The sequence below is a fragment of the Streptomyces sp. NPDC058335 genome (assembly GCF_042723915.1).
Lineage (GTDB): Bacteria > Actinomycetota > Actinomycetes > Streptomycetales > Streptomycetaceae > Streptomyces.
In genome coordinates, this window is record NZ_JBHXHX010000005.1 from 25,465 (window position 1) to 49,917 (window position 24,453).

A 24,453-nucleotide genomic window follows, 5' to 3' on the forward strand; every position below is an offset into this window, starting at 1 on the left:
ACTGTCAGCAGTCAACTCCCCCAGAAGGACAGCCAGATGAGTCTCCAGCCGGGTGACGCTCTCACTTCGCACAATTTCGGCCTCCAGATCGACGGCGTGATGGTCGAGTACCTCGCCGAGGTCAGCGGCCTCAGCCTGGAACAGGACGTCATCGAGTACCAGCAGGTCTCCGCGCAGGGCAAGCCGGTCACCAAGAAGCTGCCGGGCGTGAAGAAGGCCGGGACCTGCACGGTCGTACGCGGTATGACGCAGTCCGCGGCGTTCAACACGTGGATCACCGAGTCGATCAACGGCGTGATGGGCTCCGCCCGCAAGAACGCCACGATCATGGTGATGGACTACCAGAACAACCCGGTCAAGCGGTACAACATGCGCAACGCCTGGTGCAGCAAGATCGACACCAGCACGGTGAAGGCCGGCGAGGCCGCCGCGCTGACCGAGACGGTGACCATCACGTTCGAAGAACTGGTCATCGAGTAATGCGACGTTCCGTTCTGCGGGCGGCGGCGCCCGCGGGCGGGGAGCAGGAGAACACCCCGCTCCCGCCCGCGGCGCCGGCGCCCGCGCCCGCGCCGGTCGTGCAGCAGCGCCTGCGGACGGAGTTCCCCTTCGAGCTGCCGCGCGGCTACGTCGACGAGGCGGGCACCGTCCACCGCGACGGCGTGATGCGGCTGGCGACCGCACGGGACGAACTCGTCCCGCTGCGCGACATCCGCGTCCAGGAGAACCCGGCGTACCTGTCGGTGGTCCTGCTGGGCCGGGTCATCACCCGCCTCGGCACGCTCCCGCTCGTCCACGACGGGATCGTGGAGAACATGTTCGCCTCCGACCTGGCGTTCCTCCAGGACTTCTACCGCCAGGTGAACGCGGAGGGCCACACCCGCGCGACCGTCGAGTGCCCGCACTGCGCGGAGTCCTTCGAGGTCGAACTCGGCGGGAGCCGCCTGGGGGAATCGTGACGTACGCGACCGACCGGCTGCACGAGGAGATCGCGTACGTCGCCTTCCACTTCCATTGGGGCCACGACGAGATCCTGGACCTGGAACACCACGACCGCCGCCGCTACACGGACAGCATCGCGTCCCTGGTGACGCGCGCGGAGGGCTGAGCGATGGGCTTCCTGGACCGCTTCCGTCGCCCCACGGACAGCTCTGCGGGTGCCGGTACGGCGTCGGGGCCGGGGCCGGACGTGCCGGATGCCGGTGCGGCCACCGTGCCGGTACGTCCGCGTCCTGCCGCCTGGTCCACGTTGCCGCCCGTGCAGCGGGCGGCGGGGGGCGGGGGTGCGGCGGGCATCGCCGACGCCGGCTTCGGCAGCCGCCTGGCCACCTGGCGGAACCCCTCCTTCACCGGTTCACCGTCACCGGCGGTCCTGGACGGCCGGTCGGGCGGCCTGCTGGACCACCTGACCTCGGCGCCGACACCGGCATCGGCACCGGCTCTCGCCGAGCGCCCGGCGGCGGTGGTGCCGGTGGCGGGCGCGGCATCGGCGCCCACGCCTGCGGCGCCCTCGGCGCCGTCCGTCCAGTCCACCACCGTGATGCCGGCACCATCGGCTCGGCCCGCTCCCGCCGCCCCCGCGCGGGGCATCCACGTGCGGCCCGCCCCGCCCCGCCCCGCGGCGACACCGGCTCCGCTGACCAGGTCGACCGCCGCGCCGCTGCAGCGACGCACGCTGCCCGCACGGGTTCCGTCCGCCCCGGTCCCGGCCGCCACCGGTACCGGCACAGACACGGAGACCGGCGGCGCACCCACGGCACCCGGCAAGGAGCCGGCCCCACCGGCCTCGCCGCGCCCGGCCACCTCGCCAGGTCCTGCCGGGGCAACGGGCGGGGTCGAGCACCCGGTGTCCGGGGTGGGTGAGCGGGTGGCACCTGTTGCCCCGGTGGCCCCGCTGGTGCAGCGGTCGGGGGCCGAGGGCGGGGTCGGTGCGGGTACGGCGGTGAGCCCGCGGCCGGTGACCCGGCCGCGTTCCGCGGGTGCCGTCCGGCGAACTGGTCCGACTGTCGGTCCGGGTCCCTCGGCACGGCCCGGCGCGGCTCCCGCCCCGACGGCCGCCGGGACTCCGGGGAGCGGGCCGAACCCCGTCAACGTGCAACGTGCGACCGGCGCGCCCGCCTCGACACCGATCCGTGTCACCCCCACCGAAACCCCGAGGACCCCCTCGCCGTCGCCCTCCACCACAACTCCGCCCAGCACATCCCGTAACCGACCGCCGTCCGGCGCCACACCCACGTCCGGTACCGGGCCCGCCTCCGGTGCCGGGCTGACGTCCGGCACCGCACCCACTTCCGGCGCCGGGCCGACGTCCGGCACCGCACCCACTTCCGGCGCCGGGCCGACATCCGGTACCACACCCACCTCCGGCGCCGGGCCTGCCTCCGGTGCCGCACCCGTGTCCGGTGCCGGGACTCCGGGGAAAATGCCGAGCCCCGTCAACGTGCAACGTGCGACCGACGCGCCCGCCTCGACACCGACCCCTCCCGCCCCCGCCGAAACCCCGAGGGCCGCCTCGCCGTCGCCCTCCACCGCGACTCCTCCCAGCGCATCCCGTAACCGACCGCCCTCCGGTGCCACACCCACGTCCGGTGCCACACCCACCTCCGCCTCCGGAGCTGCCTCCGGTGCCAGGCAGACGTCCGGCACCACACCCACGTCCGGTGCCGGGGCCCCGGGAACAGTGCCGAGCCCCGTCAACGCACAACGTGCGACCGGCGCGCCCGCCTCGACACCGACCCCTCCCGCCCCCGCCGAAGTCACTAGGGGGACCACACCGGCTCCCGCCTCGCCGGTCCCGCCCGGCACGCCCTCTGCCAGGCCCACGTCCGGTGCCGGGCCCGCCTCCGGTTTCGGGCCCGCCTCCGGCGCCGAGCCCGCCTCCGGCGCCGGAACTCCGGGGACCGCTTCGAGCCCTGTCATCGCTCAACGTGCCACGGGCGAGCCCACCTCGACACCGGCCCGCCCCTCTCCCGGCGAAACCACGAGGACGACCACACCATCGCCCTTCTCGCCGGTCCCGTCCGGTGGCCGACCCACTCCCCCTGCCACACCCACCTCTGGCACCAGGGCTCCAGGGGACGTGCCGAGCCACGTCGTCGCACAACGTGCGACCGGCAGGCCCACTCCCACACCGGCCCGCCCCTCCCCCGGCGAAGCCACCAGGGCGGCTGCACCGGCGCCCTCCTCGCCCGTTCCGCCCGGTGCGGGGCTCACGTCGGGTGGCTCTCCGACCTCCGGTTCCGCGCCCACGCCCGGTGCCACGCCCCCCGCCGGTGCCGGGTCCCCCTCCAGTACCCGTCCCGTATCCGGTCCCCGCCCCGCAAGCGGCAGTCCGAGCACCGCACCGAGCGTGCAGCGCTCCCCCCTCGGCTCTACGACGCCGTCCTCCGCGCCTCTCCCGACGGCCAGCCCCTCCAGCCCACCGGCCGTCACCCGGCCCTCGCTCGGCACGCCGACCCCGCCGGTCGAGGCAGGGCCGGTCCTGGCCGACGTACCGGCGTCGACGGAAACCCCGAAGCCCCCCGCCGTACAGCGCGCGACCGTGTCCGGCGCCACGGCACCGGTCCCACCCCGCCGCACGCCGACCGCGCCTCAGCAGCCTGCCGTCCCGGGGCACACAACTCCCGTGCTCCACGAGGCCGTAGCGACCGGGCGGCCGACCAGCCCGACGGACGTTCAGCAGCCGGAAACGCACAGCGGCACGACACCCGCGGTCGCCTCGACTCCCGCCCCCGGCAAGCCAGTCGTCGCCCCCGCCCACACGCCACCGGCGCCCCCCGTCCAGCGGAGCGCTCGCCGGGCAGGCCTGGGCGCCCCCGCGCGAGGACCCGCGGGTCACGTCCAGGCGCCCTCGGCCCACGTGCCCCCGCTGTCGTCTCCCGCCGCTGCCCCGGTCCCCGCGGCCCCCGTGCGGAGCACCCCGCGCCCCGCCCTCGGCGCTCCGCTCCCCGCCCGGCCCTCGGGCGCGGTGCCGCTCGGCGCGCCCGCGGCTCCGCCGGTCGTGCAGCGCGCCACCGCGCCACGTGGCTCCACCGGACGCACGGCGACACCTCCCACACCGCTCCCCGGCATGTCCCTGCCCGGCAACGCCCCGGCACGGTCGGGCACCGCCCCGGCCGAGGTCCGCCCGGTCGCCCCCCCTGTCCCCCCGCCCGTCCAGCGAACGGCGCGTCCCATCGCCCCCCACGCCCAGTCCGCCGTACCGCGCACGACGACCACGCCGCCGCCCGGATCCACTGCCGGCTCCACCCCCGTCCCCACCCGGACAAGGCCCATGAAGACCACTCGCCCCGTCGCCGTACCCCTGCGCCGTATCGCACCCGGTGCCGATCCCCGCCCCGTCGTCCAGCCCCGCCGGGCGGCGCCCCCGGCCGCCCTCCCGGCCCTGCCGGCCGCGCAGGCCCCGCTCCCGCCGGCCCCGCCGCCCCGAGCCGCACCACCCGCCCCACCGGTCCAGCGCGCCCCGGCCCTCCACAGCCCGCCCTCGCCTCCACCCCCCACCGTCCCCGCACCCACCCATGCCCACGCCGACGCCCCGCCCCCCTACTCCGAAAGCCCTCCCCCGCCCGCCTACTCGGAGGTCCCCCGGGGTGGTTTCGACCCCCGTGCGCTCACCGACTTCCAGTTGGACGAGCTGACCCACCGTCTGACGGGCCGCATCACCCGCCTTCTCCGGACCGAACTCCGCCTGGACCGCGAGCGCATCGGCCGCCTCCGCGACCCCCGGCACTGACCGCGTACGCGACCGCCACCCGCCCCGAACGCACCGATCCCACCGCTGAGCGAGAAAGGCCCCTCGATGTCCCGCGATCTCGACCCGGGCTCCACCATCTTCTTCACCCTGACCATCGACGGGGAGAGCCTCGGTTACTTCAACGGGTGCGAGGGGCTGTCCTCCCAGGTGGAGATCGAGCACCGGCAGGAGGGCGGCAACAACGGGTTCGTCTGGCAGCTCCCGTCGCGCGTCACCTTCTCCACGATCCGGCTGACCCGGCCCCTCACCCCGGACACCACCAAGGTCGCCAAGTGGATCTCGTCGGTCACCACGGGCGTGACCCGGCCGACGGCCCAGATCGCGGCGCTGCGCGCGGACGGTTCGGAGGTGGCGCGGTGGGGCCTGATCGACGTGCTGCCGGTCAGCTGGCAGGGGCCGTCGCTGGACCCGGCGAATCCGGGCGTCGCGACGGAGGTCCTGGAGATCACCCACCACGGCTTCACGGACTGAGCGGAGGGGAGCAACGTCATGGCCAAGGGAAGCAAGGGCGGCGCCGGCAAGAGCCTCGTGCGGGCCACGCTGGCGATCCACGAGCCGCCCGTCGGTTCCAGCACCACACCGGGCGGGCTCATCAAGTCGTTCGGGTTCGACTTCAACCCGTCGCAGCTCCAATTGGGCCGTCGTGCCCAGTGGAAGGTGACGCCGACGGCGGCCGTCCGCGACGGTTCCGTACCGGAGTTCATGGGTCCGGAGCCGCGTGAGATGACCGTCGAGATCTTCCTGGACTCGTCGGACAAGCCGGGCAGCAACACGGTCCTGAAGAAGGTCGAGTCGCTCCTGGAGTGCTGCGAGGTGACGACCAAGAGCATCGCCGCGAAGCAGCCGTCGCCGCCGTGGGTGGTGTTCCAGTGGGGTTCGTTCTCGACGGCCCGCTTCACGTCGTACGTCAGCAGTGTCGATGTGAGCTACTCGCTGTTCGGGACGACGGGTGTGCCCATCCGGGCCACCTGTCAGGTGCGGCTGCACGAGATCCCCAGCAAGACGAAGGGGCAGAACCCGACGTCGGGCGCGCTGACCGCGCAGCGGGTGCACCGGGTCGTCGCGGGGGACTCGCTCCAGTCGCTCGCCTGGCGGGAGTACGGCGACACGGCGGCCTGGCGGACCATCGCCGAGGCGAACGGCATCGACGACCCGAACCGGCTGGCCAACGGCACCGAACTGGTGCTGCCCGCCGCCGAGGAGGTGCGTTTCTGATGGTGCAGTCGGCGTATTCGAGCGTCATCCAGGTCACCCTGGGCGGCCGGCCGCTCCCTTCCGACTTTGCGCCGCTCCTCGTCGAGGGGTGGGTGGACCAGGGGCTCGGGGTGCCGGCCGCGTTCCGGCTCACCTTCCGCGACCCCTACCACCAGGTCCTCGGCAAGCTGGGCGTGAAGTTCGGCACGCCGGTCGTCCTGGCGCCCGTCGCCGACGGTCAGGGCGCCGCGAACCCGCTGCTCACCGGGGAGGTGTGCGGGCTGGAGGCGGACTACGACGGCACCGGCTCCTTCACCGTGATCCGCGGCTACGACCACGGTCACCGGCTGATGCGTCAGCGCCGTGTCGCCGCCTACCGCAACCAGAGCGCCTCCGACATCGCCCGCAAGCTGGCCGCGCAGGACGGCGTGCCGGTCGGGCGGATCCAGGCCACGAAGACGGTCTACGAGTTCATCAGCCAGGCCAACGTCACCGACTGGGACTTCCTGGCCCGGCTCGCCGACGAGAACGAGATGGTCATGTCGGTCGACGCGAAGGGCAAGTTCCAGTTCGTGCGCCCGGACCCGGCCTCCGGCGCGCCGGCCACCTCCACCCCCGGCGACAAGAGCCCGTTCGTCCTGGAGGCCGGGACGGACATCCTGCGGCTGCGGGCCGCCGTCACCTCCGCCGAACAGGTCGGCACGGTCGAGGCGCGCGGCTGGGACGTCACGACGAAGAAGAAGCTCACCGCGACCGCACCGGCCAAGAGCAACCCGGGCATCAGCATCGGCACGACGCCCGGTGAGGCCGCCGCCAAGTTCAAGCCGGCGAAACTGGTCGACGCGCAACAGCCGTACGACCGGCAGTCCGAGGTGAAGTTCGCCGCGGAGGCCCTCGCCGACGAGGTGACCGGCTCGTTCGCCGAGCTGGAGGTCGTCGCGCGCGGCACCCCCAAGCTGCGGCCGGGCCTGCCCGTCACGCTCGCCGACGTCGGCGCCCCCTTCGAGGGCAAGTACACGGCGACGTCCGTACGGCACGTCTTCGGCGACGGCCGGCACTACGAGGCGTGGGTCACCGTCAGCGGCCGGCAGTGGCGGTCGCTGTACGGGCTCGCGTCCGGCGGCGGCGACCCGCACAACGGCCTGCGCCTGCCCGGCACCGCGAACGCCCTGGTCACCGACATCATGGACCCGCTCAAACAGGGCCGGGTCAAGCTCCAGTTCCCGTGGCTGGACGACGCGTACGTCAGCGACTGGACGCGGGTCGTGCAGTGGGGCGGCAAGGACGGCGGCTCGATCTTCCCGCTCGACGTGGGCGACGAGGTGCTGGTCGCCTTCGACCGGGGCGCCCTCGACCACCCGTACGTCATCGGCGGCCTCTACAACGGCAGGGACAAGCCGACGCCGGTCAGGGACGTGCCCCTGCACGACGGGGCGCGGCGCCGGGCCGCCCGGCACACCCTGTCCGACCGGGACGGCAACCGCGTCGACCTGCTCAGTCAGAAGACCGGCGGCCGCAAGCAGGGCGTGCGGGTGACGTCCGGCGACGACCGGCTCGTCATCAACCTGGACCGGACGAAGACCGAGATCACCGTCGACAGCAAGGGCGCGGTCAGCATCACCGGCTCCCGGTCGGTGACCGTGAAGGCGGGCACCGACCTCACGCTCAGCGCCGGCCGCAACCTCGCGATCAGAAGCGGCGGCTCCCTCACCCTCAGGGGCAGCCTGGTCAACATCAGGTCCCTGACGGGCGTGGTGTCGGTGGACGCGGCAGGCCTGCTCAACCTCAAGGCGGTCGGCGCCGCCACGCTCAGCGCGGGCACCACCGTCCAGGTCAACTCCACCACCAACGTGGGCATCCGGGCCGCGACGGTCATGCTCCAGGGCGCCGTACTCGTCAACGCCAAGCCGTACCCGCTGCCGTGACGACGCACCGACGGCACACCGTCGAAACCAGGAGAAGGCAGGTGGCCGTCTGATGGCCGAGCAATTCGTCGGATCGGGCTGGGCGTTCCCGCTCCGCATCGGCCCCACCGGGGGCATCGCCCTGGTCAGCGGCGAGCGCGAGATCGAGGAGGCGATCCGGCTGGTCCTCGCGACCGCGCCGGGCGAGCGCCCGATGCGGCCGGAGTTCGGCTGTGCCATCCACGACCTCGTGTTCGCCCCGGTCAACGAGGCCACCGCGGGCCGCATCCAGCACGAGGTGTACGCCAGCCTCGACCGCTGGGAGCCGCGCATCGAGGTCACCGACGTCGAGGTCACCGCGGGCGCGGAGCAGGGCGTGCTGTTCATCGACGTCCGCTACGCGATCCGCGGCACCAACAACCCGCGCAGCCTCGTCTTCCCCTTCTACGTCATTCCGTCCCACGACGAGCCGGACTCCCCGGCCTCCTCGGGTACGGCTTCCGAAAGCGACCGCTGATGGCTCTGCCCTCCCCCAATCTGGACGACCGCCGCTTCCAGCAGTTCGTCGACGACGCCAAGCGCTACATCCAGCAGCGCGCCCCGGAGTGGACCGACCACAACGTCTCCGACCCCGGCGTCACCCTCGTCGAGACGGTCGCCCACATGGCCGACCAGATCGTCTACCGCCTCAACCGGGTCCCGGAGAAGAACCACCTCGCCTTCCTCGACCTGGTCGGCATCCACCTGTTCCCGCCGTCCGCGGCCCGCGCCGACGTCACCTTCTGGCTGTCGGCGCCGCAGGAGGAGACCGTGCTGCTGCCGGTGGGCACCGAGGTGGCGACCGTGCGCACGGAGAGCGAGGAGGCGGTGGTCTTCGCGACGGAACGCGAACTGTCCGTCGTACCGTGCGAGTTGCGTCATCTCGTCGTGCAGCACCAGGGCGAGCCGGTCGCCGACCGGACCACCGACCTGGCCGAGGGCAAGGACCTGCTGTGCTTCTCGGAGGCGCCGCAGCCCGGCGACTGCATGCTGCTCGGCCTGAGCGCGGCCGTCCCGTACTGCGCGGTCGCCCTCGAACTCGACAGCCGGGTGGACGGCGTCGGCGTGGACCCGCGCCAGCCCCCGCTCGTCTGGGAGGCGTGGACGGAGGACGGCTGGCAGTCCTGCGAGGTCGACCGCGACGGCACCGGCGGCCTCAACCGGCCCGGCGAGGTCGTCCTGCACGTCCCCGCGGGCCATGTCCTGTCCCGCTCGGGCGGTCAGGAGGCCGGATGGCTGCGCTGCCGCGTCACCGAACCGCTGACCGGCCAGCCCTTCTACACCACCTCGCCCACCGTGCGCTCCGCCGAGGCCTTCACGGTCGGCGGCACCGCCCCCACGGTCCACGCCGAGACGGTGTACGACGAGGCGCTCGGCGAGTCGACCGGCCTGCCCGGCCAGCGCCTGCGCCTGGCGCACGCCCCGGTCGTCGGCGACGACCCGCCCCTCCTCCTCCAGACCGCCGAGCACGAGGGCTGGACCGACTGGCAGGTCGTCCCGCACTTCGCCGCGTCCGGCCCCGACGACCGCCATGTCACCCTCGACGCGGCGACCGGCGAGATCGCCTTCGGCCCGTCCGTGCGCGAACCCGACGGCAAACTCCGCCAGTACGGCACCGTCGCCCCCAAGGGCTCGGTGATCCGCGCCCGCCGCTACCGCACCGGCGGCGGCCGGGCCGGCAACGTGGCCCGCGGCTCCGTACAGGTGCTGCGCACCTCCGTGCCGTACGTCTCCGAGGTGGTCAACCGGGAGGCCGCGCGCGGCGGGGTCGACGGCGAGACCGTCGACGAGGCCAAGGTGCGCGCCCCCATCACCCTGCGCGCCCAGGAGCGTGCCGTCACCCTGCGCGACTACGAGGAACTGGCCCGCCGCGCCGCCCCCGAGACCGCCCGCATCACCTGCCTCGAAGGCGACCCCGACGAGCACGGGGCATACGCCGTACGGGTGCTGGTGGTCCCGCAGGCCGTCCCCGACCCGGGCGGGCGGCTCCGCTTCGAGCAACTTGTCCCCGGTGACGTTCTGTTGGAGCGCATCACCCGTCACCTCGACGAACGCCGCCTGATCGGCACGCGGCTGGCCGTCGGTCCGCCGTACTACCAGGGCGTCACCGTCGTCTCGACCGTGCACGCCTTCCGCGGCGTCGACACCGACCGGGTGCGCCGCAAGGCCCACGACGCCCTCTACCGGCACCTCGACCCGCTCACCGGCGGAACCGACGGCCGCGGCTGGCCCTTCGGACGGCCCGTCCAGTCCGGTGAGGTCTTCGCCGTCCTGCAACGCGTCCCCGGCGTCGAACTCGTCGACCAGGTCACCCTGCACCCCGCCGACCCGCTCACCGGCAAACGCGGCGAGGCCACCGACCGCATCGACCTGTCCGCGCCCGCCCTGGTCTTCTCCTACGACCACCGCGTCCGCGTGATCGGAGACGGCTCGTGAACCCGGCCGCGCGGGCGATGGGGGCGGTCCGATGAGGGGCTCGGTCGACGGGCTCGGCTCGTCCGCCCCGATCGGCGCGATGCTGCCCGCCGTGTTCGCCGACGACGACCTCGCCCAGCGGTTCGTCGCCGGACTCGACGAGGTGATCGCCCCGATCCACAACGTCCTCGACTGCCTCCCCGCCTACTTCGACCCCGCCCTCGCCCCCGTCGACTTCACCCGCTGGCTGGCCGGCTGGGTCGGCGCCGAGACCGACGGCACCGAACCCGAGGAACGGCTGCGGGCCGCGGTCGCCGCCGCCGCCTACCTGCACCGCGTGCGCGGCACCCGGCGCGGCCTCGCGGAGGCGATCCGGCTGGCCTTCGGCGTGCGGCCGGAGATCTCCGAGAGCGGCGGCGCAGCCTGGAGTGCCCGCCCGCTCGGCCCGGTCCCCGGCGAACCCCGCCCGCACCTGCACGTCACGCTCCGCCTGCCCGACCCCGGCCCGGCGGACGAACACCGCCTCGACGCCCTCGTGGCGGCCGCCCGCCCCGCCCACATGCCGTACACGGTCACCGTGACCGTCGCCGAAAGGACCCCCGAGAGATGACCACCCAGAACTGCGCCGAATGCGGCACCCGGGCGGAGCCGGGCCAGTCCTTCTGCGACGCCTGCGGGGCCGTCCTCGGCTGGACGGACCGCACCCCCGCCCGTACGGCGGCGGCCTCGCAGTCCTCCGGTGCCACGAGCCCGGCCCCCGCCCCGGCCCCGGCCCCGGCCCCGGCGGGCACGGGTACGGCTGACACCCCGGCCGCCCCGGTCGATTCCGACAGCGAGGACACGGCGGAGAACACCCTCCCGCCGGTCCCCGCGTCCGACGACACCGCGCCCACTGAGCCCGTGCCCGCCGCAACCGCCGCCGACGCCGCTCCCACGGTGCCGACACCCGAGGTCGCCGCCGCCGACGCCGACGCGATGAACGCCCGAGCCCGTTCCCTCCTGGTCCCCGTCGCCGACCCGGAGGCCCGTCCCACGCCGCCCCCGTCGGTCTCGCCGGTGCTGCCGGGGCGGCCGGTGGCGGACCGTCCGCAGGTGCGGGCGCCGGGTCCGCAGCAGGGTGACGAGAACGGCGTGCCGTGCCCCTGGTGCTCGACCCCGAACCGCCCCGACCGGCACTACTGCACACGCTGCGCGATGCCGATGACCAGGACGGAGGACAGCTCGGCCCGGCACCGCCCGTGGTGGCGCCGGGTGCTGGACTTCCGCAACCGTGAGACCCCGTGGGCGGGCGACCGGCCCCGACTGCGGCGCACCTTCGACCGGATCCTGACGTGGGTGGTGGCCGCCGCCGTCCTGAGCCTGCTGATCTGGGTCGGGGTGAGCGCCCCGGGCTGGGTCCAGGCCACCCGCGACCACTTCGCCAAGCGCGCCCCGGTCGCGCCCGACCAGTTCACGGCCTCCCGCTCCTACCCGGGCCACAAGCCCGACCTGCTCTTCGACAAGGTGAACAACACCTGGTGGGGGCCGGGTGTCACACAGTCCGGCGAGGGCCAGTGGATCGAGGCCCGCTTCGCCGAGCCGACCCGGCTGCTGGATCTGATCATCACGCCGGGCACGTCGACCCGCGCCGATCAGCTCTCCCAGTCGGCCCTGCCGCACCGCATCAAGGTGACGATCACGACGAAGGACGGCAGGACCACGACGCGGGACCTCACGCTCGACCAGAGCGCGGGCGGCCAGCGACGGGCGTTCCGCGTGGGTGAGGTGACGAAGGTGCGCTTCACACTGGAATCGGCGTACGGCGCCTCGGCGAGCAAGCAGGTGGCCATCGCGGAGATCGAGTTCTTCGGCCGGTCGAGCGCGAACTCGTCCTGACGGCGGCGGGGACGGGGGCGGCCACTGAACAGGTGGCCGCCCCCGTCCGCGTACCCCCGCGGCATCCCATCCCTGAGGCACCTGTACTTGCGTAACTCAAGCAATCTCTATATCGTTGCCTGAGTTAAGCAATCTACTCGCCCTCCGGAGGACCGCCGTGCAGACGCTGCTCGCCCCCCAGCCGACCGCGGCACCGGTCCACCCCCGCCCCGCCGCCGCCGCGAGGTCCACCCCGGCCGGCCCCGTCTCCGCGACGGGCCCCTTCGCCGCCTTCCTCCGCTTCGCGGTCGTCGGCGGCGGGATCGGCATCCTCTCCAGCCTGACGGTCCCCGTCCTGGCCGGTGGGATGCCATGGATCCTGGCGAACGCGCTGATCACGATCGCCTCGACCCTCCTGTGCACCGAGCTGCACGCCCGCTTCGCCTTCCACACCGGCCGCCGTGCGGGTCTGCGCCGGCACTGGCAGTCGGCGGGTTCGGCCGGGGCCGCCTACCTGGCGACCTCGGCCGCGGTGTTCACCCTGCACGCGGTGCAGTCCTCGCCCGGCATGCCGACGGAACAGATCGTCTACCTCGGCGCCTCGGGCCTGGCCGGGATCGCCCGCTTCCTGATCCTTCGCCTGTTCGTCTTCTCCACGGGCCGGGACGGCACGCCGGACATTCCGACCGTGACGGCTCAGGACGCCGTCGACCCGTCCACCGCGGTCTCCGTGTGCCGGACGAAGTCGTCGACGAGCCGGTGGAAAAGCCCGGCGAGCACCTCCAGGTCCCGTGGCCACCAGTCGGCCAGGGCCATCCGCATGCCGCGGAGGCCGGCCTCCCGGATGCGTTCCACGGCAGCAAGGCCCGCACCGGTGAGCGCGATGAGCTGTGCGCGACCGTCGTCCGGGTCCGGCATCCGGGCGACGAGGCCCGCCTTCTCCAACTGCGTGAGCTGGCGCGTGACATGGGAGGCCTCCACCGTCAGCCGGGCGGCCAGCATGCCGGGCCGCAGCGGGTCGGCCTCCGCGAGGTGCCGAAGGATCGTCACGGCGGCCCGGTCCAGGGGCAGGTCGGCGATCGCCATCAGCCGCTCGTGCTGCCGGGCGCGTCCGGCCAGATAGGCGACGCGGGTGAGGGCCCGCTCCATGTCGATGACATCGGCGGGGACCTGGGGTGCGGAGGTCGGTGTCGGCATCTCTTCACGGTAACAGATAGTTGCCTAACTCAAGCAAGTCACGTCGCGAACAGGATCCCGCTCATGCCCTCCGCCGCCCCGGCCACCCGTTCCCGCGTCAGCGACGCAGCGCTCGCCGCCACCCTCTTCGCCTGCTCGTTCCCCGGCAGCGCGATCACCTTCCCCGGCCGGCACCCGGACCTCCCCTGGTGGCCGGGCGTCCTGCTCGCCGCGGCCGCCTGCGCGGCGGTCGTACGGCGCCGCAGCCATCCGCGCGGCACCGTGACCGTCACCCTCGCCTGCGCGGTCGCCGCCGCCGCGCTCGGCCATCCGCTCACGGTGCTGCTGCTCGCGCCGCTCATGGTCGCGCTGTACTCGCTGGCCGCCGGCACCGACCGCCGGACCGCCAACACCTTCGCCTTCACCGGCGCGGCCCTGCTCGTGGCCACGGGCCTGCTGGCCGGACCGGACGGCGAACCCCTGGTCCTCAAGCTGCTGGGCCCCACCGCCTGGCTGCTGCTGCCCACCTCGCTGGGCACAGTGACCCGGCTGCGGACGGCGTACCTGGACGCCGTGCGGGCGCGCGCGGAGCACGCGGAGCGCACCCGCGAGGAGGAGGCGCGGCGCCGGGTCACCGAGGAGCGCATGCGCATCGCCCGCGATCTGCACGACGTGGTCGCCCATCACCTGGTCCTCGCCGGACTCCAGGCGGGCGCGGTGGCCCGCCGGCTGCCCTCCCGCCCGGAGGAGGCGTCCCGGATCGTCGCCGACCTGGCGGATACGACCGCCTCGGCCCTGCGCGAACTCAAGGCCACGGTCGGCCTGTTGCGCCGGGAAGGGGACGACGCGGCGGACCACACCCGGTCCCCGTCCCCGCGTAAGACGCCAGGGCTGGCCCAACTCGCCGAACTGGCCGACTCGTTCCACGTGGCGGGGGGGGTCCACGTCAGCGTCCGTACCGAGGGTGAGCCACGTCCGCTGACCGCGGGCGCGGACCTCACGGCGTACCGGATCGCGCAGGAGGCTCTCACCAATGTCGCCAAGCACGCCGGGCCCGGCAAGGCCGAGGTGCGGCTCGTCTACACCGACGATCACGTGTCGGTCAGTGTCACCGACGACGGCGGCGCGGTCGCCCGCCGGCTCCGGCACCCGTCACCCGGCGGGGAGGGCTACGGCCTCATCGGCATGCGGGAGCGGGCACGTTCGGCGGGCGGGCGGGTCCGGGCGGGGCACCGGCCGGAGGGCGGCTTCGAGGTCCTGACCGAACTGCCGCTGGCGCGGGCGGACATGGGGCAGCCGGCCGAGTCGGGGACGTCGGGTAAACAGAACGAGTCCCGCCCCGCTTGACACGGGAGGGGACTCGTTCACCGGAGCGCCGGGCAGGCCTTGCACCTGCACCTCCCCACAGGAAGTGGGGCGTCTTTCCTTGGACCACCGACGCAGAACCGATTCACCGTTGTTGTGGCGACCAGCTCAAGATCAATGTTACACGCGGTCCCACGTCTCGCCAACTCGGCCCGAAGGGACTCCGTCAGCCCATCTCACCGACGTCCAGGTCCGGTCCGACGACCAGCGTGACGACCCCCGCCTGCGCGTCCGCCGCCGCGGCCGACCGTGCCTTGGGCAACCGTGAGGAGAGCACCGCGGCCTGCTTCTCCAGCCCGGCCGGGAAGCTGACGGACGTACTGGTCACCGTCTCGGGGGCGTTGCCCGTACCGCTCACGGTGAAGCCCATGGTGCGCAGCTTCTCGGCGACGGCCGCGGCGCGCCCGGACTGCCCGGTGCCGTTGAGGACCCGGACGCTCACCTGGGAGGCGTACACGAGGTTCTTCGTCGCCGCCTGCAACTGGGCCTTGGTCATCTCCTTGTCCTTGGCCAGGGAGGTGAACAGATCGGCCGCCTGCGGGTACTGCCAGACGACGTTGGCCTTGTCGGTCGGAACGTCCGCCTCACGCGGGTAGTTGGGCACGGTGAGGAAGGCGAGCCGGTCGCTGGGAATGCCCTTGAGTTCGTTGGCCAGCCCGTAGATCGGCTTGATGCCCGCCAGGTCCGGGTCCGTGGTCAGCGACTTGGTGGCGGACTGGAGGAAGCCGTACAGGGCGTCGGGGCTGGTCAGCTTGGACTGGGCCTTCGCCGCGAGGGCGTCCATGAACTCCTGCTGGCGGCCGATGCGGCTGATGTCGGAGCCGTCGCCGACGCCGTAGCGGACGCGGACGTAGCCCAGGGCCTTCTCGCCGTCGACGTTCTGGCAGCCGGCGTCCATCTCCAGCTGGGCCTTGTCGGACTTGATGGGCTCCTTCGGGCAGACCTCGATGCCGCCGAGCGCGTCGACCATGCCCTTGAAGCCGGAGAAGTCGACCGACATGAAGTGGTCGATACGCAGGCCGGTGTGGGCCTCGACGGTCTTGATGCTGCACGCGGCGGCCCCGGCGACCTCGCCGGCACTGCCGCCGATCGCGAACGCCTCGTTGATCTTGGCCTTGTGCGGGTCGGAGGTCTTGCCGTCACCCATGTCGCAGGACGGTATGTCCACCCAGGAGTCACGCGGGAAGGACACCACGGCGGCCCATTTCCGGTTCGCCGGGATGTGCAGCACCATCAGCGTGTCCGACTGCATGGTGGTCAGGTCCTTGCCGTACTTGGCGTTCGCGCCGTCCCGGCTGTCGGAGCCGACGACCATGATGTTCTTCGAGCCGGGGCTGAGGTTCTCGGGCCGGTCGTCGCCCAGCTTGTCGTCCACGGCCGCGGAGTCGATGTTGTTGTTGAGGTCGTTGTAGACCCACGCGCCGACACCGCCGACGCCGAGGACGACCACGGAGGTCACCCCGGCGCCCCAGGCGAGGAACCGCCCGCGCCGAGTGAGCCGCGTCCCGCCGGGTCCGCCCCGGCCGCCGCCCTGCCTCGCCCTGGTCCCACGGCCGGTCGCCTCCACCGGAGTACGTCCACGCCTTCTCGTCCCGCTCACCGGTGCTCGCCTCCGCCTCGGCCGTTCTTCACCCCGTACCGTGCCTGGATCGTCGGCCTCGCTGGTCACCGCCGAACGTCGGAACCCTACATGCGTCAAGGAATACGTCCGAAAAGCTCAGCCGACTCAGAAGACGGCCCAAGCCCCACAAGGGTTGCCCTGCGGGTGCCGCTCCCGTCAGGTCGCCGTCGGGCACCGGTGGCCGTTGTCCGGCAGGCCCATCGAGTGCAGTCGGGGTTCGCCGGTCTCCGGGACGACGAACACGAACCTGGCGGAGGTCGCGGGTACACGCAGGCCACGCTGGTTGCCGAAGGTGTGCGCGGAGTCGACCTCCCAGAGGCAGCCGGCCCGGTCCAGCGCGGCGACGACGTCCGCCTCGGTCGGCTCGCCGGGGAACATGCCCGGGTGTGCGGGCAGTCCGACGGTCTCCGTCCACGTCTGGACGGTCATGAGCCGCACCTGGCGGCACCGGCAGACGAGGACCTCCAGGCCGCCGTACCCGAAGAGGCGGGGCCCGCGCCTGTTCCGGAGCAGCTCCCGCGGCTCACCGAGGGCCGCGGTGACGTCGTCCCAGGACGCGTCGACGTGCACGGGACCCAGGCGGGCGGTCAGGGCGACGGAGGCGAGCAGCTCGGTGAGGGTCACCGGCGGAGCGTCCCAGCAGGTCAGGGCAGCTGTCCAGCCGTATCGCCCCCGCGGTGGGCGTCACCCACCGCGGGGGCGGGACGGTTACGGGGCGTCGATCAGGTCCACCGGCGGGACCGAGACCGTCCGCGCGCCGGGCGTGCCGGCGAGGACGACCTTGCGGAGGGAGACGTTGTTCTTGAGGTCGGTCTCCTGGAGGCGGTTGGCCGGGTTGGCGATGACCTGGATGTGGTAGGTGCCGTTCGGCAGGTCGGTGATGTCGAAGGACTGACCGGGACGGTACTGGGTGTACGTGTCACCGGAGCCGACGTCGAGGACCTCCCGCACGGAGATGGAGTTCTGCTGGCCGCACGCGGTCGACAGATCGGTGTTGTACGGGTGCCAGTTGGCGTTCTTCACCGTGTAGTCCACGGCGTCCGTGTTGGCGAGGCAGAACGCCTCCTTGCCGCTGCGGACCTCCTTGGACTGGTCCTCGCTGAGCAGCCGGTAGCTGGCGAAGTCGGTGAAGTGCCAGTGCTCGTGGCCGATGCGCGGGTCCCACTCCATGGTGCCGGTGGGGGTGTAGCCGACCTGCTTGCCGTCGGCGTCGTAGAAGTACTGGTAGGCGTCCATGAGGTCCTCGCCGGGGCTGCGGAAGCCGTCGACGACGAGCGGGGCCGGACCGGCGTTCCACACGTTCGCGCTGAAGGCGAGGTAGTCCTTGCCCGGTACGTCGCCGTCCTCGCCGTCGGTGACGGTGATGTCCCAGGCCGGCAGGGACCGCAGGTCGGGCTTCGGCACGTTCGCCGGGACGCTCGCGCGGCCGGTGGGCGCCTTGGCGTTCGCCTTCAGCGCGGGCGCGATGCGGGAGCCGTCGGTGTGCCCGGCGCCGTCACCGAGGTGGTCGGCGAGGCCCCGGTCCTCGAGGGCGTGGGAGAGGGCGGGCGGGGTGGGCGCGTCGGCGCCGCGGGGCCCGTAGTGGTGCCCGGCCCCGTGCCCGCCGGCGGCGTGAGCCGCATGGTCCCCGTGCGCGGAGGACCGCAGCCCCGCACCACCACCCTCCTCCCCGTCGCTCTGCTCCCGGACCGTCACCTTGATGCTCGGCCGCTCGTCGGGGATGCCGAACAGGTCGCGGTACTTCTTGGCGACCGCCACCTGGGCGGTGTACTCGCCCGCCGGGAGGTCGACGCGCTCGTCGTAGTCGACGGTGGAGGAGTTGGCGGCCCAGCCCTTCTCGACACCCCACACCGAGCCCAGGGTGAACGGGTTGGTGGGGCAGCTCTGCGGATAGTGCGAGGTCGCCGGGGCGTCCGGACGGACGCGGCCGGAGGCGTTGTTGGGGCAGAAGTTGCCCTTGGTGGCTGCCACTTCCTTCCCGGCGGCATCCTTGACGGACACCTCCAGGAACCCGGGCAGCCCGCTGAAGTCCTGCACGAGCCCGGCGGGCAGCGCCTTGGTCTTCACCTTCGTCCCGTCCCGCAGGATCTGCTGGGCGACGACGGGCGTCTTGTACGACTTGCGCGTCACCTTGAACTCCAGCGGCGCGTTCTCCACCTGGACGTAGGTGCCCAGGTCCAGGAAGACCCCGGGCGGCTCCCCCTCCCAGTTCCACCGGTCGAGCGTCACGGACTTCGACGCGGCGATCAGCTTGAGCTGCGGCACACCGGGCTTGGCGGCCTGCGGTGCCGCGCCGGCGCCGGGGGCGGCCCCGGCGACGGCGACGACGGCAAGCGCGGCCCCCGCGGCGAACGCCGCCCGCTTGAGATTCCTACGGTCATGCTGACTGGTCATCGGTTCCTCGTCTGCGAGTGCCATGGTCAGTGGCATCGGACTGGACAGCCCGCGGACCCACCCACCGTACGAACGCACCCCATGCGCCCCGGGAGAGCCTGTGAGCACCCTGTGAGAGAGGTAAACCCCTTACCCAGGTTGCCTGTTGCCCCCAACTTCACCCGAACCGACGACCGGCCGACCCGACCGATCTGCCCGCTCGCCCCGACCGACCTGACCGCGAGGTCAGCCCGTGACCAAGCCGTCCGCCGCGGGCGCCCTGCGCGGAGCAGGGTGTTCCAGGTGGACCACGACCGTGCCGTAGAAGCGCTGCACGGCGTCGTCGACGCTGCGGATGAAGCCGGACTCCGCATTGCCGCGCCCGCTGCCCATGCCCTTGATGAGGGTGAGCCGGAAGCCGGTGATCTTCGCGCCGTTCCTGGGCAGGAGGTCCGCCGGTTCCGGACGGAGCTTCTCGAGAGTGCCTCGCGGGCCGCCCGTCTCCTCCTCGACCAGGGTCTCCACATGGAGATCCGCCGGTGCCTCCGCCAGCCGCCGCACGAGCCGCTTCGCCCAGGTGAGCGGGTAGCCCTGCTCGGGTGCGGGGACCTCGATGGACGTGCGCAGCCGGCCGGTCCGCAGGTCGGCACCGACCGCAAGCACCCCCGGCGTCCCCTCGATACGCAGCTCCGCCTCCAACTTCCCCTCCGCACAGAGCTGGTCGGCCATCCGGGCCCGCCGGTCCGCAGGGTCGGTCCCGCGTCGGGCACGCTGGACGGGCAGCACCTTCTGGCCCAGGCCGCCGCCGAGTCCCAGGGAGACCTGGCGGATGAGACGCTCCCAGCTCTCCACGACCTCCAGGGCGCGCGGGTCGCCCTGGCAGAGGGTCTCGTCGTCTATGCCCCTGCGCACGGGCACCCAGGCCGAGCCCATGTTCTGGAACCCGTGGCAGCCGGAGTTCTCGTGCTGGAGGTAGTGCAGCAGTTCCTTGAGCAGCCAGGCGTGCGCGGTGTTGCCGACGCCCTCGTGTCCGATGAGCAGCTGCGCATGGTGGGTGACCTCGGCCCAGGACAGATGGCGGAGCGCCACCTTGTGCTTGCGGCGTCCGTCGATCTTGACATCCACCAGGGGACGGCCCTCGAGCGCGACGTCGTTGGAGAGCGTGATGACGGCCTCGTAGCCGCGCCGCGCGGCGATGTCCATGTAGGCCTGGACCTGGTCGGACCTGAGCGCGTTGCCGTTGGTCTTCGTCTCGACCAGCGCGGTCCACAGCTTGCCTGCCCGCTCTACCCGGATGACGCCGTCCGGGCGTCGGGGGGTGTCTCCGTGCGGCAGCGGCACTTCGGTGAACGTCTCCATCCGGCCCGCCGGGGCGCCGAAGCCCGCGGTGAGGCGTCGGCCGAACTCCGGCACCTGTGCCATCACCGACAGCAGCACGGAGGTCGCCCGCGTCTCGCGGTCACGGTCGCTCTTGAGCGCGGACACCGGGAAGAGGCGGGCCTGTTTCCAGGACTCGTTCTCCGCGAGGGACTTCTTCGCCGCCTTCGGCAGCGTGACCTTCTTCTTGGCCGTTCGGGGCCGCGCAGGCGTCTTGTCCGGCACCACGTCGTCCGCGGCCGTGCGCGGGGCGGGAACCGCGGGGAGGGTCGCCTCGGGCGCGGCCTCGACGGCGGCCGGGACGGACCCGGCCCCGCTGGTCGCCGTCTTCCCGTCCGTCTTCCCGTCGCCGGAGACCTCGTCGCCCGCGTCTCGGTCCACAGCGTCGCCTGAGGCTTCATCGGAGGCGTCGTCGGCAGCGTCATCGATGTCGACGCCGAAGTCGGTGGCGAGTCCGGCGAGTCCGGCGTCGTAGCCCTGTCCGACCGCCCGGAACTTCCACTCGTCCGCGCGCCGGTACAGCTCCCCGAAGATGAACGCGCTCACCGAGCCGGCGTCGTCGATCGCGAACCGGAGGAGGTCCTCCCCTGACCCGTCGGCCATGGTGACCCTGAGGTCGTCCAACTCCCCGAATCGGGCGCCCTCGTGGCGGCTCGCGGCGACGACGATCCGTTCCACGTCGGCCGGGATCGCCGTCAGGTCGAATCCGATCCGGTCCTCGCTGCCCTCACCGACCGGTGCCTTGCCCAGGAGCTGCACGCTTCCGTCCGGGGCGACGGGGTTGTTGTAGAAGTAGAAATCGGCGTCGCTGCGAACCTTTCCGTTCCCGTCGAGCAGCAGGACGGACACATCCGCGTCCCCTTCGCCGGTCGGGCTCGCCCACCCCAGGCTCACGATCACCGCGTCGACGTCCTCGCTGAGCGCCGACAGTCCTACGTTGGCGCCTTTGACCATCTCGTGCATAAATCCCCCCAGACCACGCGCGGCGAGCGCCCGAAAGCCCCTTCACCCGCCCACCACGCCCCACCTGCGTGACGTGCGACACAGTGCGTCGCAGGGGGAACTGTAGTGCCCGTAAGCCGCACCGAGGGGCGATCCGCTGGAAAGGCCCCTGCGACGGACGGGCCTCCTGGCTACGGAGCGGGGCACGTTCATCGGCCCGGTACGGGTACGGGCACCGGCGCCGAGGAACGCGTTCAGCTAGTCGTGCTTCGCGGTCGGCTTCCAGTCCTGGGCCAGGAGGCCCAGGAGGACCTCGTCGAGGAACTCGCCCATCACCCAGGCCGAGGCGCGCAGCACGCCCTCGCGGACGAAGCCGTTGCGTTCGGCGGAGCGCAGCATCGCGGCGTTGTCCGACAGTGTCTCGATCTGTAGCCGGTGGAGGCCGCGCACGGCGAAGCCGTAGTGGCACAGCGCCGCGACCACGTCGGTGCCGTAGCCCTTGCCGCGGGAGGTCGGCAGCAGTCCAAGGCCGATGTGCGCGGTCCGGTTGTGGTTGTCGATGCCCCACAGCACCGCGGTGCCGACCAGTGTGCCGCCGTCCAGCTCCACCACGGAGAACGGGACGTGCCCTTCCTCCTTGTCGTCGACCACGAGCCGCGAGTCCTTCGAGCCCGGTGTGATCGGCCGCCACGGCCGGCCTTCGGACCGCGCGGAGTTGACCACGTCGTCGTACAGCTCGGCCCGCAGGATCGGGATGTCCTCCTCGTGCCGGGCCCTGAGCCCGACCTTGCTGCCTCGTAGCATGCGAGCTTCCTATCCGAGTGGGACCGCAGGCGGCAATCCGATAAGGCGGCCGTAGCATCCCCGGCATGGACGAATGGGGGCTGCGGCCCGCCGGCCCGGCTGATGTCGATGTTGTCGCCGAGTTGCGGGCCGTGGTGTTGCGGGGGGATCTGGAGCGGCTCGGGCGGTTCGACGAGTCGCGGGTGCGTGGGCGGTTGCGGGACGGGTTCGTGCCGGCGCACACGCGGGTCATCGAGGTCGGTGGCGTGTTCGCCGGGTGTGTGGCGGTGCGGCCGGAGGCGGACGCGCACTGGCTGGAGCACTTCTATCTCGCGCCGCACGTCCAGGGGCGGGGTATCGGCTCGGCCGTTCTCGGCCGGCTGCTCGGCGAGGCGGACCGCGGCTCGGTCCGGCTGCGTCTCAACGTCCTCCAGGGCAGCGCGGCCCGGCGGTTGTACGAGCGGCACGGGTTCGTGATGGAGCGGGAGGACGCGGTGGACGTGTTTCTGGTGCGGGAGCCGGTTGCCGGGCGGGGCTGACGGGACCGAACTGCTCTCCGGCTCCGACCCCGTCCGAGTGCCCTGGGGCGGGTTCGGTCTGCCGGTGCCGCCGCGGTCGTCATCATGAGCCGGTGTCTCAGCTCCTGCGTGTCGTTGTCGGGGCGGTTCTCGTCGCCGCCGCTCTGGTCGCCTGGCCCGCCTGTGTGCCGTCGGGGGGCGGGCCGGCGGTGCCCGCGGGGGCGTTCGGGGCCTATGTGGGGTACGACGCCGTCGGGGTGCGGCGGATCGCGGGGCTGGACGGGTGGGTGGGGGCGGCGACGCCTCGGGTCGGGCGGGCGTATCTGCCGGGGGACCGGTGGAGCAACATCGAGGGGGCGCCCGGATATCTGGAGTACTGGGCGCGGTGGCGGACGGCCCGCGCGGACCGGATGTTCGTGCTGAACGTGCCGATGCTGGAGCGCACCGAGGAGCATCTGCCCGACGACGTCGTCCGGGAGGAGCTGCGCAGGGGTGCGCGCGGTGACCACGACGGACACTTCGCGGCGCTCGGGCGGCGGCTGGTCGCGCTCGGGGTGCCGGACAGTGTGCTCGTCGTCGGCTGGGAGATGAACGGGATCACCTACACCCACCGCTGCGGGCCCGATCCCGGTGCCTGGAAGGCGTACTGGACGCGGATCGTGGCGGCGCTGCGGTCGGTGCCGGGGCAGCGGTTCCGGTTCGAGTTCACGCCGAGCCGGGGGCGGGACGCCGTGCCGTGGACGGACTGTTACCCCGGCGACGCCCACGTCGACATCATCGGCATGGACGCCTACGACCAGCCCGAGGGCATGTCCTTCGAGGAGCAGGTCGCCGAGCCGTACGGGCTGGCGGCGCACGTGCGGTTCGCGGCGGAGCACGGCAAGCCGGTGTCGTATCCGGAGTGGGGGCTGTTCCGGAACGGGGACAACGCCGCGTACATGCGCGGCATGCTCGGCTGGTTCGCCCGGCAGCGGCCGCTGTACCAGACCATCACCGACTACTGCCCGCACGGCGTGTGGCGCTGTCGGGACAATCCGCGGGCGTCGGCCGTCTACCGGGCGGCGGTGTCCCGGTGACGGCGGGTCCGTTCGGCTGAACCGCCCGCGCGCCGTCCCGTCCGCCCCCACCCCCCGGTCCGATGATCCCGAAATGCGACGAGAACACCACGCGCGCCTTCCGCGGATGTGTTTCGCTCCCCCGCGGAAGCCCTCGGCCTCCCTCCCGTCCGTCCTGGCTGCCGTGCTGATCGCGGGCGTGCTGGTCGCGCTCGCCGCGGTGCCCGCCGGGGCGGGGAACGACGCGTTCCGCAAGGAGACCACTCGCACCGTCCGGGCCCACGAGAAGGCCCGCGCCCACGTCGACCGGCTCCGCGCCGAGGACGCCCGCGCCTCAGAGGTCAGATCCGCCGAACGCCGCCGCAAGGCCATCCGGGCCGGGCTGTGGGACGCGCTGTGGTCGGTGGCCCGCGACGCCGGCGATCCCGTCGCCGTCGACCCGTCGGGACGCGCCGGCCGCTGCCCGGCCGCCCGCACCCGCAGCCGCGCGCCCGAGGGCCGCGCCGGGAGCTGGACGGCGCCGACCCGCCGCTACCGGCTCTCCGCCGGCTACGCCGCCCGCGGCTCCCGCTGGGCCCACCGCCACACCGGCCAGGACTTCGCCGTGCCCACCGGGACGCCCGTGTACGCCGTCGGCCCCGGCACCGTCCGCGCGACGACCTGCGGCGACGGCTTCGGCAACCAGGTCGTCGTGCGCCACCCCGACGGCTACTTCACGCAGTACGCCCACCTGTCCCGCATCGACGTCCGCAAGGGCGGGCGGGTCGCGGCCGGACAGCGCCTCGGCCTCGCCGGCGCGACCGGCAACGTCACCGGCCCGCACCTCCACTTCGAGGTACGGATCACGCCGTACATGGGGTCCGCGGTGTCGCCCCTGTCCTGGCTGCGGAGGAAGGCGGTACTGGTCGGTGGCTGACGGCCACCCCCCGGCAATGCCGGGGGCTGCCCCGCCGACCTGGGGCAGCCCCACCGTGCCGGCCGGGGGAGTTCGGTGCCGGGCGCCTTGCCATGACAGCCGTGGGGGAACGGGCCTGCCCGACCCCCCGCACCTCCCGATCCCCCGGGCGGCATCACCAGGTTGCCC

22 protein-coding genes are annotated in these 24,453 nt (G+C 73.0%); 15 read left to right on the forward strand and 7 right to left on the reverse strand.

All coding sequences use genetic code 11. From position 1 onward, the window contains the following. Window positions 1–36 precede the first annotated feature (36 nt). From ACFWJX_RS10350 to ACFWJX_RS10360, 3 genes are read left to right on the forward strand one after another with little or no spacing between them, the layout of a single operon-like run. A complete protein-coding gene (locus ACFWJX_RS10350) occupies window positions 37–480 on the forward strand; it encodes a phage tail protein (RefSeq protein ID WP_073499531.1) in 444 nt (147 codons plus the stop codon). After that, window positions 480–959 (forward strand): hypothetical protein, encoded by a 480-nt coding sequence (locus ACFWJX_RS10355; RefSeq protein WP_383239769.1) that lies wholly within the window; start codon window positions 480–482, stop codon window positions 957–959. The genes ACFWJX_RS10350 and ACFWJX_RS10355 overlap by 1 nt, the downstream gene beginning before the upstream one ends. Further along, on the forward strand, window positions 956–1,108 hold the full coding sequence (locus ACFWJX_RS10360) for a DUF6760 family protein (protein ID WP_167534914.1): 153 nt from the start codon (window positions 956–958) through the stop codon (window positions 1,106–1,108). Before ACFWJX_RS10355 ends, ACFWJX_RS10360 begins: the two co-directional genes overlap by 4 nt. Here ACFWJX_RS10360 and ACFWJX_RS10365 read toward each other — a convergent pair. Continuing rightward, a complete protein-coding gene (locus ACFWJX_RS10365; RefSeq protein WP_383239772.1) occupies window positions 1,063–1,674 on the reverse strand; it encodes a hypothetical protein in 612 nt (203 codons plus the stop codon). The genes ACFWJX_RS10360 and ACFWJX_RS10365 overlap by 46 nt on opposite strands. A gap of 2,599 nt (window positions 1,675–4,273) precedes the next feature. On the opposite strand from ACFWJX_RS10365, the gene ACFWJX_RS10370 reads away from it, so the two are divergent. The 8 genes from ACFWJX_RS10370 (at window position 4,274) to ACFWJX_RS10405 (ending at window position 12,180) form a co-directional block, all read left to right on the forward strand. Further along, window positions 4,274–4,732 (forward strand): extensin, encoded by a 459-nt coding sequence (locus tag ACFWJX_RS10370; RefSeq protein ID WP_383239775.1) that lies wholly within the window; start codon window positions 4,274–4,276, stop codon window positions 4,730–4,732. Window positions 4,733–4,798: 66 nt separating this feature from the next. After that, window positions 4,799–5,224: a phage tail protein gene (locus ACFWJX_RS10375; protein WP_073499605.1), complete on the forward strand. Its 426-nt coding sequence runs from the start codon at window positions 4,799–4,801 to the stop codon at window positions 5,222–5,224. Between the two features lie 18 nt (window positions 5,225–5,242). Beyond that, the gene (locus ACFWJX_RS10380) at window positions 5,243–5,968 is read left to right on the forward strand and encodes a LysM peptidoglycan-binding domain-containing protein (protein ID WP_383239778.1); all 726 of its coding nucleotides are present in this window, start codon (window positions 5,243–5,245) and stop codon (window positions 5,966–5,968) included. Continuing rightward, window positions 5,968–7,872, forward strand: coding sequence for a VgrG-related protein (locus ACFWJX_RS10385; RefSeq protein ID WP_383239781.1), 1,905 nt, complete (start codon window positions 5,968–5,970; stop codon window positions 7,870–7,872). The genes ACFWJX_RS10380 and ACFWJX_RS10385 overlap by 1 nt, the downstream gene beginning before the upstream one ends. Before the next feature lie 52 nt (window positions 7,873–7,924). Further along, window positions 7,925–8,368: a GPW/gp25 family protein gene (locus tag ACFWJX_RS10390; protein WP_086773005.1), complete on the forward strand. Its 444-nt coding sequence runs from the start codon at window positions 7,925–7,927 to the stop codon at window positions 8,366–8,368. Further along, the gene (locus tag ACFWJX_RS10395) at window positions 8,368–10,326 is read left to right on the forward strand and encodes a putative baseplate assembly protein (protein ID WP_383239784.1); all 1,959 of its coding nucleotides are present in this window, start codon (window positions 8,368–8,370) and stop codon (window positions 10,324–10,326) included. The genes ACFWJX_RS10390 and ACFWJX_RS10395 overlap by 1 nt, the downstream gene beginning before the upstream one ends. 31 nt (window positions 10,327–10,357) lie before the next feature. Further along, a complete protein-coding gene (locus ACFWJX_RS10400; protein ID WP_094103972.1) occupies window positions 10,358–10,915 on the forward strand; it encodes a phage tail protein in 558 nt (185 codons plus the stop codon). Then, complete coding sequence (locus tag ACFWJX_RS10405; RefSeq protein WP_383239787.1) at window positions 10,912–12,180, forward strand: NADase-type glycan-binding domain-containing protein; 1,269 nt, start codon at window positions 10,912–10,914, stop codon at window positions 12,178–12,180. The genes ACFWJX_RS10400 and ACFWJX_RS10405 overlap by 4 nt, the downstream gene beginning before the upstream one ends. 675 nt (window positions 12,181–12,855) lie before the next feature. Here the strand turns inward: ACFWJX_RS10405 and ACFWJX_RS10410 are convergent. Then, complete coding sequence (locus ACFWJX_RS10410) at window positions 12,856–13,356, reverse strand: MarR family winged helix-turn-helix transcriptional regulator (protein ID WP_383239790.1); 501 nt, start codon at window positions 13,354–13,356, stop codon at window positions 12,856–12,858. A gap of 63 nt (window positions 13,357–13,419) precedes the next feature. Here ACFWJX_RS10410 and ACFWJX_RS10415 point away from each other — a divergent pair, with 63 nt between their 5' ends. After that, window positions 13,420–14,682, forward strand: a complete 1,263-nt coding sequence (locus ACFWJX_RS10415) for a sensor histidine kinase (RefSeq protein WP_383239793.1) — start codon at window positions 13,420–13,422, stop codon at window positions 14,680–14,682. Between the two features lie 184 nt (window positions 14,683–14,866). Here ACFWJX_RS10415 and ACFWJX_RS10420 read toward each other — a convergent pair whose 3' ends face one another. From ACFWJX_RS10420 to ACFWJX_RS10440, 5 genes are all read right to left on the reverse strand, one after another. Then, entirely contained in the window at window positions 14,867–16,159 is a 1,293-nt protein-coding gene (locus tag ACFWJX_RS10420; RefSeq protein WP_383239796.1) for an LCP family protein, read from the reverse strand. Between the two features lie 318 nt (window positions 16,160–16,477). Beyond that, the gene (locus ACFWJX_RS10425; RefSeq protein WP_383239799.1) at window positions 16,478–16,945 is read right to left on the reverse strand and encodes a hypothetical protein; all 468 of its coding nucleotides are present in this window, start codon (window positions 16,943–16,945) and stop codon (window positions 16,478–16,480) included. A gap of 84 nt (window positions 16,946–17,029) precedes the next feature. After that, on the reverse strand, window positions 17,030–18,715 hold the full coding sequence (locus ACFWJX_RS10430; RefSeq protein ID WP_383239802.1) for a lysyl oxidase family protein: 1,686 nt from the start codon (window positions 18,713–18,715) through the stop codon (window positions 17,030–17,032). Between the two features lie 225 nt (window positions 18,716–18,940). Continuing rightward, on the reverse strand, window positions 18,941–21,034 hold the full coding sequence (locus ACFWJX_RS10435) for a TerD family protein (protein ID WP_383239804.1): 2,094 nt from the start codon (window positions 21,032–21,034) through the stop codon (window positions 18,941–18,943). A gap of 237 nt (window positions 21,035–21,271) precedes the next feature. Then, complete coding sequence (locus ACFWJX_RS10440; RefSeq protein ID WP_383239807.1) at window positions 21,272–21,817, reverse strand: GNAT family N-acetyltransferase; 546 nt, start codon at window positions 21,815–21,817, stop codon at window positions 21,272–21,274. Between the two features lie 65 nt (window positions 21,818–21,882). Here ACFWJX_RS10440 and ACFWJX_RS10445 point away from each other — a divergent pair, with 65 nt between their 5' ends. The 3 genes from ACFWJX_RS10445 (at window position 21,883) to ACFWJX_RS10455 (ending at window position 24,285) form a co-directional block, all read left to right on the forward strand. After that, window positions 21,883–22,335: a GNAT family N-acetyltransferase gene (locus ACFWJX_RS10445; protein WP_383239810.1), complete on the forward strand. Its 453-nt coding sequence runs from the start codon at window positions 21,883–21,885 to the stop codon at window positions 22,333–22,335. Between the two features lie 92 nt (window positions 22,336–22,427). Continuing rightward, complete coding sequence (locus ACFWJX_RS10450; RefSeq protein ID WP_383239813.1) at window positions 22,428–23,390, forward strand: glycoside hydrolase family 26 protein; 963 nt, start codon at window positions 22,428–22,430, stop codon at window positions 23,388–23,390. Window positions 23,391–23,463: 73 nt separating this feature from the next. Then, a complete protein-coding gene (locus tag ACFWJX_RS10455; RefSeq protein ID WP_383239816.1) occupies window positions 23,464–24,285 on the forward strand; it encodes a M23 family metallopeptidase in 822 nt (273 codons plus the stop codon). Window positions 24,286–24,453: the final 168 nt, after the last annotated feature.